Origin of the sequence: Tissierella pigra (assembly GCF_009695605.1) — a bacterium.
Classification (GTDB): domain Bacteria; phylum Bacillota; class Clostridia; order Tissierellales; family Tissierellaceae; genus Tissierella; species Tissierella pigra.
In genome coordinates this window covers 19,295-35,057 of sequence record NZ_VUNQ01000024.1, presented here as the reverse complement: position 1 = coordinate 35,057, position 15,763 = coordinate 19,295, and the positions used below count along the sequence as shown (strand labels likewise).

The window sequence follows — 15,763 nt, the reverse complement described above, 5'->3', positions numbered from 1 at the left end:
ATGAAGATATTTGTTTTGGATAAAAATTCAAATGATATAAATATCTTGAAAAAGATTATACATAATAACAATTTAGGCTCATTAGTAGGGGAATCAAGGGATTTTAATGAAGGTTTAGAAGAAATAATATTTTCTTCTCCAGATTTAGTAGTTTTAGATCACTTAGGAGATAGAATAGATGGATTTCAAGTTATAAATGAAATAAAGAGAAAAGGTATAGATATTAAGTTTATTATGATTTCAGAGTTTGCATCTAAGAAAGATATAGAAAAGGCATATGAGGAAGGTGTAGAGTATGCTATCTATAAACCAATAAATACCCTAGAAGTAAAAACTATAATAGAAAAAGTAAAATATAATATTCAGTTAGAAGAAAAAATAAGAAAAATTCAAGAAATATTTAAAGAAACTAATCCACATTCTAATAGCACAGAAGAAATAAAGAATTGTGAACAAAGTATCAATATTATTTTATTAAAATTAGGAATTATGGGAGAAATGGGAAGTGAGGACTTACTAAATGTTGTTAAATTTTTGATTTATAACAATATAAAATTAAATGATATATCCATACGGGATATATGTTCCAAATTTACACAAAATCCAAAAATCATGGAACAAAAAATGAGAAGGGCTATAAATACAGCAATGGTAAATATTGCAGCTTTAGGAATAGAGGATTATATGAATGAAACTTTTATGGAATATTCCAATACATTATTTAATTTTGAACAAATAAAACGAGAAATGGATTATATAAGAGGAAAATCTAAAGATAGAGGAACCATAAACATGAAAAAGTTTTTATCTGGCATATGTATACTTTGTGAAAATCAAAACAATTAGAAATATTCTGACATCAACCTTGAATAATTTTGAGTTTTTTTGAAGTGTCCCCTTTATAATAGGAATAATCTAATAAAAGGGGGAGAGGTAATGGATCAATTAATGAGGTTAAATGAAATTATTAATGATTTTGTATGGGGACCACCAATGCTTATTTTATTGGTTGGGACAGGAGTTTACTTAACATTACGCACTAATTTTTTCTCAATTACTAAACTAGGTTATATTTTAAAGAACACTTTATTAAAGATGTTTGCAAAGGAAGACAAAGGTGAAGGGGAGGTAACAGCTTTTCAGGCAGTTGCTACTGCATTGGCTGCAACAGTAGGTACAGGTAATATAGCAGGAGTTGCCACAGCCATATCTATTGGTGGTCCAGGGGCAGTATTCTGGATGTGGGTTGCAGCATTATTTGGTATGACTACAAAGTTTGCAGAGGTAGTTTTAGCAGTTCAATATAGAGAAAAGACAGATGATGGCAGATTCGTAGGCGGTCCAATGTATTATATTACAAATGGACTTAATCTAAAGTGGTTAGCCTATATATTTGCATTCTTTGGAGCTTTGGCAGCCTTTGGTATAGGAAATATGGTTCAATCAAATTCCATTGCTGAATCACTTCAAGTTACATTTAATATTCCTAAACTATGGACAGGAATTTTTTTAGCAGTATTTGCTGCTATAGTTGTTATAGGTGGTATTAAAAGAATTGGTCAAGTAACTGAAATATTTGTACCTTTTATGGCGGCATTCTATATTCTTGGGGGATTAGTAATAATTATTATGAATATTTCCCACGTTCCAGAGGCATTTGGTCTAATATTTGGCTCTGCATTTACAGGAACAGCTGCTATAGGAGGATTTACAGGCTCAGTTCTTAAACAGGCTATGAGATATGGAGTTGCTCGTGGAGTATTTACAAACGAAGCAGGACTTGGTAGTGCACCTATAGCTCATGCTGCTGCTACTACAGACCATCCTGTACGTCAAGGACTATGGGGAGTATTTGAAGTATTTGTAGATACAATTGTTATTTGTTCCATAACTGCACTGACAATTTTAACTACAGGAGTATGGAAAAATGGAGCAACAGGGGCTGCTCTTACAACAGAAGCTTTCAATGCTGCAATTCCGACAGTAGGTGGATGGATAGTTTCCATAGGTATTTTACTATTTGCATTCTCCACTATATTAGGTTGGGAATACTATGGAGAACGATGTGCTGAATATTTATTTGGACCTAAAGTTAATATTTTTTACAGAATATTATATATTCCTTTTATAGTTATAGGAGCTGTAGGTGGGCTTGAGCTTTTATGGGATATAGCAGATACTCTAAATGGTTTAATGGCTATACCAAACTTAATAGGAGTTGCACTTCTAAGTGGAGTTGTTATTAAACTTACTAAAGAATTCTTTGCAAAAGAAAATGCACTTAATAATAGATAAATAATATAATAGTAAACAAAAAAAATAAAATGAGCATATATATGCTCATTTTATTCTTTTTGCATATCCTCTCTATATTTTTCCATAACTCCTGAAAATATTTCTGCACTTGTAGGTGGAGTATAAGTTATTGCATTGGCTCCAGCCTCTATAGTTTCAAGTATGGATTTTTCTGTAGGACCTCCTGTTGCTATAATAGGAAATTCCTTTCCTAAATCTTCCCTTATCTTACGTACTAAATAAGCTGTTTTAGCACCACCAGATACGTTTAATATACTTGCTCCTGCCTGAATCTTACCTTTATAATCATCACATTCTGATACTACTGTTGCTATAATTGGTATATCAATTCCTTCTTTCATTTGGGCAATTACATCATTTTTAGTAGGAGCATTTACTACTACTCCATAGGCTCCCATTAGCTCTGCCTGAAGGGCAATATTTACAGCTCTTTTACCTGTAGTAAGTCCACCACCTACTCCAACAAATACGGGAACTGCAGCAACCTCAAGTATGGATTGAGTAATAGATAATTGTGGAGTAAAGGGATATACTGCTATAATAGAATTAGCATTAGAATTTTTAATTATGGCTACGTCAGTAGTAAATAATAATGATTTAATCCTTGTCCCTAAGATTTTTATACCACTTGCCTTATATATGGAAGATGGTACTTCTATTATTCTAGACCTAAGATGTGATTTTACTTCTGGTATATATTTTTCTTTTTCCATATTACACCTCCTAAAGAAATTAGATAAGTATATTATACCCTATAACCCCTGTTTACCCAATTATTTTATTTATAAGTAAAATTGTTGTGATTAATATGCTATAATGGGTATAACACTATAAGTTACAAAAAAATATAGAGGAGTGAATTGTTATGAAGGGTTTACAAGGCTTGGGAGCCTTATGGGAAACTGCTGCTAGCATTATACCCCTAACGGCTATACTAGCCATACTTCAAATATTTGTACTAAAAAAACCACTACATAGTGTAAAGGATTTTAGTATTGGATTTTTATTATCCGTAGTAGGTCTTCATTTGTTTTTAAAGGGGACAACCATGAGTCTAATACCTTTAGGAGATTCTGTTGGTAGAAATTTTGTCATGATTGAAAGAAAATGGCTTATACTAATAATAGGATTTGCAATAGGATATTGTGCAACATTAGTAGAACCAGGGTTAAAGGCATTGGCATTGGAAGTAGAGGAGTTATCTTCTGGAGCTATTCCATATAAGCTATTAATTCAAGGTGTTGCCCTAGGATTTGGTGGTGGAATGGCTATAGGTTTACTAAAAATATTATTAAATGTTCCATATATAAAGGTTTTAATACCATTATTATTAGTAGTAATGATTTTGGCATTTTTTGCACCAGAACCTTTTGGTGCCATTGCATTTGATGCTGCTTCTGCAACAACCGGTCCTGTGAATATACCAATTAATATGGCTTTAGCTGTAGGTTTAGCATCAGTTATTGAAGGGGTAGACCCATTGATTTCTGGTTTTGGAATAGTGGGGCTTACATCTATAGGCTCTATGATTTCTGTAATGATATTAGGAATATTAACTAAGATTTAAAAATATTGTTACCATAGAAATGAAAGGAGTGTTATTATGATAGAAATAAAATGTATAGTTGCTGTTGTTGAAAGAGGAAAGGCTGATAAAGTTGTAGAATCTGCTAAAAAAGCAGGAGCCAATGGAGCGACTATATTTTATGGTAGAGGAACAGGGGAATCAGAAGTAAAGAAGTTTTTAAGTATTCATGTTGAAGCTTCGAAGGAAATAATATTGATTCTAACAGAAGTAGATAAATATAAAAATATAATGAAAGCAATGGTAGAAGCTGGAGAATTGAAGAAACCGGGTACAGGAATTATATTTACAGTTCCAGTTAATAATTTAATAGGGTTACATCATAGAGAAGAATTTGAGGATTAAATAAAGATATAGGGGAACAGATATGAGAAAAGAATATGTTGAATATATAAAGGATTTACCTATAAATATATTTCTAGCAAATATTATGGAATATCCAATTCATTGGCAGGATTCTATTCAAGTTTTATTTGTACTAAGGGGTACTATAGATGTTGGTGTAGAAAATGAAATTTATACTTTAGAAGAAAGAGAAATAGAAATAATAAATTCAAATGAAGTCTATAGTATAAAATCTAAGGACCCTGATAATTTAGTTTTAATACTTAATATCGACCCGAACTTTTTTGAAAAATATTATGATGATGCAAAGGAAGTCTTTTTTTATACGGATTCTTCAGATAAAAAAGGACAAGAGGATGAGAAATATTACGAATTAAGAAGATATATCTCTATACTGGTATATGAGGCAATATCAAAGATAGATGATTATGAGGATAAAATAGAGGAATACCTATTGGATATGATGTACCATTTGCTTAATAACTTTCATTATCTTTTTTATGAAGGAGAAGAAAGCCTCAAAGAAGATGAAGAACAGCTTGAAAGATACCATAGAATAGTCAAATACCTAAGCAACAACTATATGAATAAAGTCAGCCTGCAAGATATTGCAGATAAAGAGTTTTTGACCTCTCAATATTTATCCTATAAAATAAAGGATATATTTGGACAGGGTTTTAATGAATACCTAAATCAAATTAGAGTAGAGGAATCTACTAAACTATTGCTTGATACAGATAAAAATATTTCTGAAATATCAGAAGAAGTGGGATTTTCTCATGTAAGGTATTATAATAAACACTTTAAAAACCATTATAATTGTACACCAATGGCATATCGTAAGAAAAACAAAGTTAATGGAGAACAGTTAGAAAAGATGACAAAAATTAATTATTTAAATATTAAAGAGGCCTTGCCATTTCTGAATCATTATATAGAGGACTATGAAAGATATAATTATGATAATAAGATAATTAAAATTGATATAGACCTTAAAAAAGATACTGGAGAAACATTTACAAGACCAGATGTAATAGATTTAGGAGATATTTATCTTCTTTTAGAAGAGGAAAATAGAAGAATATTAGAAGAAATACAAAGAGAAATAGGGTTTAAATATTGTATAGTAAATAGATTATTCTCTGAAGATATGGACATATACAGAGATAAGAACCATAAGTTTATTAATTGGACTAGGGTCGAAACCATATTGGATTTTCTAAGACAGCAGGAATTAATCCCAATAATTCGGACTGAAAATGTAGAAAAATATGTAATAGATGACTTTATAGAGCATTTTTCTAATCTTTATGAAGAAGATGTAGAGGAATGGTTGAATATTAAGTTAAAGGATTTAAAACCATATTTTCCTAAAAAGGACATACATGGAGTTCATGATAATTTAGCAATGGTGCCTTATATACTATACAATTATATTCAATTAAATAATAGAATAGTTTTAAATATGGTAGACGAAATATCTAAAGAAATTATTCTTTATAATGATACATTTTTTGGAGATAAAGGAATATTTACATCTAATCATTTAAAGAAACCTTCATATTATGGCTATATGTTATTATCCTCATTGGGAGACACTATAATAGACAGGGGTGAGGGTTATGTAGTTACAAAATCAGAATACGGTTATCAAATAATGCTTTTTAATCCTGTAGAATTAGATGAAGAGTTGATATATGGAGAAAACCCTCTTGAAAAGATTAAGGAAAGAAAAATATCTTTAAATATATTAAATATGGAAAGTGATTTTCAAGTTACAAAATATGTTTTAGATAAAAGGTATGGATCAGTATATGATAAATGGGTAGGACTAAATAGGCCTGAAAGGTTAGATAATGATAATTGGGAGCTTTTAAAGGAGTATGTTCATCCCAATATATCATTCTATTATGGTAAGAAATCTACTGTATATAATACTGTAGCAAATGTAAAACCCTATGGAGCAGTGCTATTTGTTTTAAATAGTGTACTTAATTAATGTTTTTTTGGATTATTTTAAGGTTTGGCAAAATCTAAATTTCTTTAAAAGCCAAAAACAATCCAAAATAGATACTAAAGAAGTGAATGAAAAGAAACCTTCATTTATGTTAACATAATAGAGTAACATAAATGGAGGTTTTATTATGGGTAAAAATAACAAATTATTCGGAGAGGAAAAAATCGGGAAATTACTTCTTAGATTCTCTATTCCAATAATAATTTCATTTTTAGTATCGGAATTATATAATATGGTGGACACTTTGTTTGTAGGAAGAAGTGTAGGAGGATATGGAATAGGTGGATTGGTACTGGTATTTCCTATACAAAGAATAATAATAGCATTAGGTGTAATGATAGCAGTAGGAACATCTACAGCATTTTCTAGAGCCAATGGACAAAATAATTTTGAAGAATCTAGAAAGATTATAAGAAATGGTTTTTCCTTATGTTCTTTAATAATGTTGATACTAACAGCTATTATATATATTTTTTCAGAAAAGGTACTTATAGCACTTGGTGCCAGTGAAAGGATATTACCCTATGCAAAGGAATATTTAGATATAATAATATTTGGGTCAACCTTTTTAACTTTGACAACTTTTATATCCAATATTATGATTGCTGTAGGGAATAATAAAGTTTCAATAATAAGTACCAGTATAGGAGCCATAGTAAATATAATACTAGACTATATTTTAGTTGTGGAATTTAAAATGGGAGTAAAGGGTGCAGCTATTGCTACAGTAGTCTCTCAAATCATAGGATTTAGTTATGCGTACTATAATTATGTAAAGATAAAAAAAGAATATAAAATACCATCAGGTTTTGAAATAGATAAAAAAATTATAATACCAATTATATTAGTAGGATTATCTGCTTTTATTATAGAATCAGAAGATGGATTCTTAATGGCAGTTCGTAATCATTTATTAGTTAATACAGTAGGAGATACTGGGATTGTAGTACTAGGTGTTATATCTAAGGTGTATATGTTCTTATTTATAACAATGTTTGGAATAGCTTCAGCCATGCAGCCAATAGCAGCATTTAATGTTGGAGCAAAAAATTATAAAAGATTGAAAACAGTAATGCAGAAAACTACTATATATGCTTTTATCACATCTTTAATAATGTGGATAGGGGTAATGATATTTACACCACAGTTAATTTCCATATTTGTAAAAGAGCAAGAAATAATAGTTGAATCTGTAAAGGCATTTAGAATAATAGTAGCAGCACTACCTTTAGTTAGTATTTATTATGTTTCTATATTTTATTTTCAGGCACTTGGAAAAGCGAGGACATCCATATTTTTATCAATATCTAAACAATTGATACTAACTATACCAATATCTATTATACTGGTAAAGGTATTTAATTTAGGAGCTATGGGGGTTTGGCTAGGATACCCAATATCAGATATTTTAGCAAGTATTGGAGCATATATTTTAATTAGAGAAGAAGGACATGAGTTAAATCTAAAGATTGAAAAGGCAAAGACAACTACAAAAGGAACTATTCCTTTTCCATCAAATTAAGATAAAAAAAGCAAGAACATAATATTATGTTTTTGCTTTTTTTATTTTTATTTATATAATTGTAAAAACTATTGAAAAACTGTACTGAAAGTGTTATTATAAATTTAAGCACACTACATAAGATAAATAAACAATGTATCGATACAAAAAAGAGGGGAGAGATTGAAATGAAAGAGATGAATACAAAAACCATAACTAGAATGGCAGTTTTAATGGCATTGACTACAGTTATGACTATGGTAATTCATATTCCTACAATAGGTACAAATGGATATTTGAATTTAGGTGATATGGTAGTATTTTTAGCAGCTTTAACTTTGGGAAAAAAAGGTGGATTCTTAGTAGGAGGAATAGGTTCAGGATTAGCTGATTTGCTATTAGGGTATAGTCACTATGCACCTATTACTTTCATAGTAAAGGGATTAGAAGGATATATTGCAGGAAAAATACTAGAGACTAAACTAGGTCAAGATAAGCCCATTATAGCTACAGTAGTAGGTGGATTATGGATGGCATTTGGATATTATTTTGCTGAGATATTTATGTATGGAGCAAAAGCAGCGCTAGCATCTGTACCAGGAAATATAATGCAGGGACTACTTGGAGCAGTTACAGCAATAGTTTTATTTGAAGCATTAAAGAGAACTAAAGTAGCAAGTTAATATAAAAAATAAAATCGACCATTTTTAAATGGTCGATTTTATTTATGATGAATTTCTCATAAGAATTTTTTAGCCAGTGTTAGATTTCTTTCGTTGTAAGGTGGATATAGTATATTGGTATCAATGGTTCCCATAGACTTAAATACACTTTTTTCATGGGAAAATGTATCAAAGGTATATTTAGAGTGATATTTTCCTATACCGCTGAAACCAACTCCACCAAAGGGAAGATTGGAGTTTGCCACATGGGTTATTAAATGATTTATACATCCACCACCAAATTGAAGATTATCTAAAATATAATGTTCTATCATCCTATCTTTTGTGAAAAGATATAATGCCAATGGATAAGGATTTTTTCTAACAATATCTACAACCTCTGAAATATCTCCATAGGTCAGTATAGGAAGGAGCGGTCCAAAGATTTCTTCCTGCATAATTGGGTGATTTATATTTACTTCATCTACCAATGTAGGGGATATGAATCTAGTTTCTCTATTATAGTCTCCTCCAACTAATATATTAGTATTATCAAGTAAACTTATTAATCTATCAAATCTTTTTTCATTAATTATCCTGCCTAAATTTTTAGAGTCTTGAGGATTATTACCATAATATTTTTCAATATAGCTTTTTATTTTTTCTATTAAGGTCTCTTTTTTAGATTCATGTACCAATAGATAATCAGGGGCAACACAGGTTTGACCTGCATTATAGAACTTTGCCCAAGTAATTCTTTTAGCTGCTAAATCAATATCTCCATCTTCGTGAACTATTGTGGGAGATTTTCCACCTAATTCTAGGGTGACAGGTGTTAAATGTTTTGCAGATAATTCCAATATTTTTTTACCTACATTCATACTGCCTGTGAAAAATATATGATCAAATCTATAATTCTCTATTAAAGGTGTAACCACACTGGAGCCAGAACCTTCTACTACACTAATATAATTATCTTCAAATATATTACTAATAATCTTTGAAATTATTTTTTCTATTTCCTTTGATTGGTTAGATGGTTTTAGGATAATACAATTGCCAGCCGCAATAGCACCTATTAATGGGGATATTGCCAATTGAAAAGGATAATTCCATGGGCTAATTATAAGAACTACACCTAAAGGTTCAGAATAAATATAACTATTGGCAGGTTGAAGATATACAGGAGTAGGAACTTTCTTGGGGTTCATCCAAGATTTCAAGTTTTTGATTGTATGATTTAATTCCTGATATACTACTCCAATTTCTGCTGTATAGGATTCAAAAATAGGTTTACCTAAATCCATAGTTAAGGCATTTATTATTTCCTCTTCATTTTTTTTTATTTCATCTCTAAGGTTTTTAAGTTGTTTTATTCTAAATTCATAACTTCTAGTATAACCTTTGTGAAAGTACTCTTGTTTTGAGCTATATAAGTTTTCTGCCATGGAATCAATCCTTTCTATGATTCTATCTTAAATCAATTGTATCACAAAAGAAGCAGAAATATTATTGGAATTTACTATATATTAGGGAAACATCTATCTCTGTTTTCCCAAATCCATAAGAGCATCTTCCTGTTTTGCATTGCAAGATTCTTAAGTTCCTCTTTTCCATTTAACCAGGCAATGAAAATCATTTGAATGGAATAGATTACATAAGGAATTGAAAGTTTTTCAGATTCTGTTAGTTTACAAATATTATCATATCCAGTAATTATTCCCTTCAGTATTTCATCCCATTTTTCAAACCTATCAGCAATTGTAGTAGCTTCAGCTAAGATTCCTGTTGCACAGTAACAAGGATCAAAGATTCGTACATTTCTCTCGCTGATTTCAAAATCGACAAATCCACTTACTTCACCATCATGGAACATAATATTAGATGGATTGGGATCACGATGAATTATATGTCTTGGTAATTCATTGTAAAGTTTGCTAAAGTTTTTAGTAAAGTCCTCATAAAATTCATCAGGTAATGGACATTCCCATTGTTCCATAGTTATCTTTGTTTGTGGCAATGCCCAGTCTAATACAGTTTTGAGGAGATTACTGTCATTGACTTCTGAATTTTTATCCTGTTTTTTTAAAATCTTGTGTAAATTCCCAATGGCTTCACCATATTTTTTTCCGGTTTCAATTCTATTGCCTGCATAACGTTCCTCAGGTGTCAGAAATTTACCTTTGATAGCATTGGTAAGACAGAAGTATCTATCATCTTCAATAACAAAATTCTCATCCTTAATGGTTTTAATAGGAGTTGCTGCAAGGACTCCAGATTTTTCTAGTTCCTTTGAAATGGCAATATGTGTTTTTAAACCTGCAATATTTTTTCCTGTTTTGAAGATATATTTTCCATTAATTAACCATGTATTATGAGATTTAACTGTACCACCTAAAGTAAGGGTATCTTCTATTTCTAAATTTGAGTCTAAATTCCAATTTGATAATATCTGTTTTATTTCTCTCTGTGTTAGCATAATTTTTGCCTCCCTAATTAAATTTACTGTTATTGGCCTTTTAACAGTATTTAGCTTTAAAAACTTTGTAGGAGAGCAACCAAATTCACGTTTAAATGCTTTGAAAAATCCTGCATAGGTATCAAAACCATATAAAAGAGCTATGTCTATTATATTCTTACCGTTTTGAATTTCATAGATTCCATGGTAAAGTCTGCGTTTAGTAATAAAAGCAGCTACAGGCATACCTACATAGTTAGAAAAAATTCGACAGAAATGATATACTGAAAATCCTGAAATCTCCGAAACTTCTAATAAGGAAATTGAAGATTTTAAGTTTTCTTCAATATAATCAATGGATTTTTGAAGCAATTGAATAGTAGTCATGGTTATTCTCCTCTCTGCCCTAGGGTAATATAAGTTTAACATAGGGATGGAGCAAAAATATTTCCTGTGTTGCTATATTAATTTTCTGCTTTAAGTTGTTTTCCGACTTTATGTCCTTTAACCGATAAAGAGTTTTTTTGTCTATCTGATGTTTTATATTTCTTAGTGGGATTATTTAAGTCCTGATTTTCTTTAGCCACAGATAACATTAATTTAATCCTATTTTCTTGATTAACCTTAGTAGCCCCTGGGTCATAATCAATGGGGACTATATTTGCATTAGGATAAATATCTCTAATTTTGCGTATCATTCCTTTTCCTACTATATGATTAGGCAAGCATCCAAATGGCTGAGTACATACAATATTTTCATATCCCATTTTAACCAAATCAACCATTTCAGCTGTTAGCACCCAGCCTTCCCCCATTTTACAACCTTCATTTATTATATCTGTAGACAGGGATTTTAAATGTTCAAATGAAGAAGGGGGGGTAAAATCACTATATTTCTTAACTGCATCGATAATCATATTCTCGTACATTCTAAGGTACTTCATTATTAATGATGCACTTGTTCTTTTAATCTTACTTCCACCATAAATATCAACATCTACCATGGAATTATCTACAGTATACATTGCAAACCCCATAATACCAGGGACCATGATCTCACAATCTTCACCCATAAGAAAATCTTCTAGATGGTTATTGCCTAACTTTGAGTATTTTATATAAATTTCTCCAACAATTCCTACTTTTATTTTTTTCTCGTTGAAAACTGGAATCTCTCCAAAGGATTTGACTATTCTCTCTAAGTTTCTATTTACTTCTTTTATTGTATATCCTTTGTCATGTTCAAATTGCATTCCTAAATGATTAATCCAAAAATCTACCAAATCTTCACTGCTACTCTTAGAGATTTCATAGGGTTTAACTTGATTTTTTAAAAGCATCAACATATCACCATAGGTTAAAGCTACTAATAATTTGTTAATCAAAGGTAAAGTAAGTTTGAACCCACTATTCTTTTCAATCCCCTTAACATTGAAGGAGATGACAGGGATATTCTTATATCCAGCTTTGTTTAAAGCTTTTCTAAGTAAATGTATATAATTGGAAGCTCTGCACCCTCCCCCTGTTTGGCTAATAATGAGAGCCACCTTATCTAAATCATATTTACCACTATTTAGGGCATCTATCATCTGACCAATAACAAGTAATGCAGGGTAACAGATGTCATTATGAACATATTTTAATCCCTCATTTACTACAGAAGGGCCTTCATTTTTAAGTATTTCTACTTTATATCCATACTGTTGAAATACGTTTTTAAAAAGAGAAAAATGAATTGAAGACATATCTGGAATTAAAATAGTATAATCTTTTTTCATCTCTTTAGTAAATACGACATTTGAATCCTTTATGTTAGTATGATCTGTTGTCATATTACCATGACTCCTTTCATTGGTTGAGAGTTTCCATCAGACTGCGAAGCCTGATTTTCACAGCTCCAAGATTTGTTATTTCGTCTATCTTTATTTGAGTATAAATCTTTCCTTCATTCTCTAATATCTCACTAACTTCATCTGTAGTGACTGCATCTAAACCACATCCAAAAGAAACTAATTGTACTAAATTCATATTATCTTTATCTCCAATATATTTAGCTGCAGCATATAGTCGAGCATGATAGGTCCATTGGTTTAAGACTGAAGTTGGAAATTTGGATATATTTCCGCTAATAACATCCTCTGATATAACTACAGCACCTAATTGACATATCAATTTATCTATCCCATTGTTTATTTCAGGATCTACATGGTAAGGACGGCCTGCTAGAACTATAATAGGTAGATTATTTTTATTTGCATAATCTATATAATGTTTGCCCATGGTCTGAACCCTTTCTAAATAAGAATAGTATTCTTCATAGGCCTTGCTAGAAGCCAACTTTATTTCGTCTAAAGTAATATCCTTAAAGCTTCTGCCTAAAATTCCATAAATTTTCTTTATAAAATCTTTAGGTCTATGAAGACCAATATAATCATAGATAAAGTTAATATTCTTAATCTGTGGTATATTTGCATTGATGACTTCGGGATAGTATGCAACCACAGGACAGTTATAATGGTTATTTCCTAATCCTTCATCTAAATTATAACTCATACATGGATAGAATATATTGTTAATCCCACTATCTATTAGAGATTCAATATGTCCATGAACAAGTTTCGCTGGATAACAAATTGTATCAGAAGGAATAGTATGCTGACCTTTTAGGTATAAATCTCTATTGGATTTAGGAGAAATAATTACTTCGAATCCTAATTCTGTAAAAAATTTATGCCAGAAAGGTAATAATTCATACATATTTAATACCATGGGTATCCCTATTTTGCCTCGTTTTCCTTTAATAGACTGATAGTTATTTAAGAGTTTTATTTTATAGTCATATATACTTAATTGTTTTTTTCCTTCTTTCTTTGATAAAGGTTTTTCACATCGATTGCCACTAATAAACTTTCTGCCGTCATCAAATGTATTAATAGTCAATCTGCAATTATTGCTGCAAAGTCCACAGGTAGTACCTTGTACTTCATGGGAGAAGGATTTCAGTTTATCTTTTGTTAGAATAGTGGAGATATCCTTAGCATTAGATTTTGCATAAAGGGCTGCCCCATAGGCTCCCATTAAACCTGCAATATTTGGTCGAATAACTTCCTGCTCTAATTCCATTTCAAAAGCACGAAGTACAGCATTGTTCAAGAATGTACCACCTTGAACTACAATATTTTTACCCAGGGCCTCTCTAGATGTAACTCGAATAACTTTATACAAGGCATTCTTAACTACTGAAGCCGATAAACCTGCCGATATATCTTCAATGGTAGCTCCATCTTTTTGAGCTTGCTTGACAGAAGAATTCATAAAAACTGTGCAACGTGATCCCAAGTCTACAGGGTTTGAAGCAAAGTTTCCTAGGTTTGCAAAATCTTCAATGGTATAATTCAAGGCCCCGGCAAAGGTCTGCAAAAATGAACCGCAGCCAGAGGAACAAGCTTCATTCAGAAATATATTATCAATAACACCATTCTTTATCTTAAAGCATTTAATATCTTGTCCACCTATATCTATTATAAAGTCCACATTAGGCCTAAATTTCTTAGCACCAGTAAAATGTGCAATAGTTTCTACAATACCATAGTCTATTTGAAAGGCATTTTTTATTATTTCTTCACCATATCCAGTTACAGTACTAGAACTTATGATAATATTTGGAAATTTGTTATAAAAATCTTGTAGAAAGTCCTTTACAATAGATACAGGATTTCCTTTGTTGAGAAGATAAACTGAATTTAGGATATTTTCCTTATCATCGATAATTACCATCTTTATGGTAGTTGAACCTGCATCAATACCAATATAGGCATTTCCATTGTATTCATTAGGATTTGAATATATTACCTTTTCCGCATTGTGTCTAGAAATAAAATTATTATATTCTTCTACACTATGAAATAATGGAGAAGTATGGGCAAAATCTCCATCACTATTTTGATTTTCAATCATAGATATAGTAGATTCTAGATTTATCTTTTGGGATTCAGACATAAAGGCAGCACCTAAGGCAACAAAATATAAGGAGTATTCTGGACAAATACCTTCTGTATTAAGAGTTCTGTCAAAGCTTTTTCTAAGTTCTGATAAAAAGGTCAGTGGTCCTCCAAGATATACCACATTACCTAATAACTCTCTACCTTGAGCTAATCCTGCTATGGTCTGATTTACAACAGCGTAAAAGATACTGGCAGCAACATCATTTTTCTTAGCTCCTTGATTTAAAAGAGGTTGAACATCTGATTTGGCAAATACACCACATCTTGAGGCAATTGTATATAATTTATCATAAGATTTGGCTAAATCATTCATTTGGCCAGGAGTAATATTAAGTAAAGTTGCCATTTGGTCAATAAATGCCCCTGTACCACCAGCACAGGAGCCATTCATACGAACTTCTAATCCATTGGTTAAGAATAGTATTTTTGCATCTTCTCCTCCTAATTCAATAACCACATCTGCTTCTGGCATCAGTTTTCCCACTGCTATACGTGTTGCATATACTTCTTGAACAAAGGGAATTTTACATCTATCGGCAAATCCCATACCAGCGGAACCTGAAATAGATAGATTAACATATTCGTCACATTGACATTCTTCCATAATTCTTTCTAGCAATTCTTTAGTTTTTTTAGTGATTTGAGAATAATGACGCTCATAGGAACTAAAAACTATATTGTCATATTCATCTAATACAATACATTTTAATGTTGTAGAACCTACATCAATACCGATTCTCATTTTTATCGTCCCTTCATTTCTATATAATTAACTTTATTATACTATATCATAGTTTTAATATTATTCAATATTCCGATAAAATTTAACAAACACCTCCCCAAAAATAAAATAGAGGACAGTAAGAATACTGTCC

12 protein-coding genes are annotated in these 15,763 nt (G+C 30.9%); 7 read left to right on the top strand and 5 right to left on the bottom strand.

What is annotated here, in order from left to right:
* Together FYJ83_RS11585 and FYJ83_RS11580 are read left to right on the top strand one after the other, a co-directional pair.
* Positions 1 to 846 (top strand): response regulator, encoded by an 846-nt coding sequence (locus tag FYJ83_RS11585; protein WP_154440738.1) that lies wholly within the window; start codon positions 1 to 3, stop codon positions 844 to 846.
* 90 nt (positions 847 to 936) lie between these two features.
* Positions 937 to 2,295 carry an alanine/glycine:cation symporter family protein gene (locus tag FYJ83_RS11580; protein WP_154440737.1) on the top strand — a complete coding sequence of 453 codons (1,359 nt, stop codon included), beginning with the start codon at positions 937 to 939 and terminating at the stop codon, positions 2,293 to 2,295.
* Between the two features lie 50 nt (positions 2,296 to 2,345).
* On the opposite strand, the gene FYJ83_RS11575 is transcribed toward FYJ83_RS11580, so the two are convergent.
* The gene (locus FYJ83_RS11575; protein ID WP_154440736.1) at positions 2,346 to 3,029 is read right to left on the bottom strand and encodes a hydrolase; all 684 of its coding nucleotides are present in this window, start codon (positions 3,027 to 3,029) and stop codon (positions 2,346 to 2,348) included.
* A gap of 152 nt (positions 3,030 to 3,181) precedes the next feature.
* Here FYJ83_RS11575 and FYJ83_RS11570 point away from each other — a divergent pair, with 152 nt between their 5' ends.
* The 5 genes from FYJ83_RS11570 (at position 3,182) to FYJ83_RS11550 (ending at position 8,447) form a co-directional block, all read left to right on the top strand.
* Positions 3,182 to 3,883: a DUF1538 domain-containing protein gene (locus tag FYJ83_RS11570; protein ID WP_154440735.1), complete on the top strand. Its 702-nt coding sequence runs from the start codon at positions 3,182 to 3,184 to the stop codon at positions 3,881 to 3,883.
* Between the two features lie 36 nt (positions 3,884 to 3,919).
* On the top strand, positions 3,920 to 4,246 hold the full coding sequence (locus FYJ83_RS11565; protein ID WP_154440734.1) for a P-II family nitrogen regulator: 327 nt from the start codon (positions 3,920 to 3,922) through the stop codon (positions 4,244 to 4,246).
* A gap of 22 nt (positions 4,247 to 4,268) precedes the next feature.
* Positions 4,269 to 6,245 carry a helix-turn-helix domain-containing protein gene (locus FYJ83_RS11560; protein ID WP_154440733.1) on the top strand — a complete coding sequence of 659 codons (1,977 nt, stop codon included), beginning with the start codon at positions 4,269 to 4,271 and terminating at the stop codon, positions 6,243 to 6,245.
* 145 nt (positions 6,246 to 6,390) lie between these two features.
* Positions 6,391 to 7,785, top strand: coding sequence for an MATE family efflux transporter (locus tag FYJ83_RS11555; RefSeq protein ID WP_154440732.1), 1,395 nt, complete (start codon positions 6,391 to 6,393; stop codon positions 7,783 to 7,785).
* Positions 7,786 to 7,952: 167 nt separating this feature from the next.
* A complete protein-coding gene (locus FYJ83_RS11550; protein WP_154440731.1) occupies positions 7,953 to 8,447 on the top strand; it encodes an ECF transporter S component in 495 nt (164 codons plus the stop codon).
* A gap of 56 nt (positions 8,448 to 8,503) precedes the next feature.
* On the opposite strand, the gene FYJ83_RS11545 is transcribed toward FYJ83_RS11550, so the two are convergent.
* The 4 genes from FYJ83_RS11545 to FYJ83_RS11530 form a co-directional block, all read right to left on the bottom strand.
* The gene (locus tag FYJ83_RS11545; protein ID WP_154440730.1) at positions 8,504 to 9,874 is read right to left on the bottom strand and encodes an aldehyde dehydrogenase; all 1,371 of its coding nucleotides are present in this window, start codon (positions 9,872 to 9,874) and stop codon (positions 8,504 to 8,506) included.
* A 74-nt stretch (positions 9,875 to 9,948) separates the two neighbouring features.
* Positions 9,949 to 11,271, bottom strand: a complete 1,323-nt coding sequence (locus FYJ83_RS11540) for a helix-turn-helix domain-containing protein (RefSeq protein ID WP_154440729.1) — start codon at positions 11,269 to 11,271, stop codon at positions 9,949 to 9,951.
* A 77-nt stretch (positions 11,272 to 11,348) separates the two neighbouring features.
* Complete coding sequence (locus tag FYJ83_RS20300) at positions 11,349 to 12,716, bottom strand: 2-hydroxyacyl-CoA dehydratase (protein WP_154440728.1); 1,368 nt, start codon at positions 12,714 to 12,716, stop codon at positions 11,349 to 11,351.
* 16 nt (positions 12,717 to 12,732) lie between these two features.
* Positions 12,733 to 15,630 (bottom strand): acyl-CoA dehydratase activase, encoded by a 2,898-nt coding sequence (locus tag FYJ83_RS11530; RefSeq protein WP_154440727.1) that lies wholly within the window; start codon positions 15,628 to 15,630, stop codon positions 12,733 to 12,735.
* Between the last annotated feature and the right edge of the window lie 133 nt (positions 15,631 to 15,763).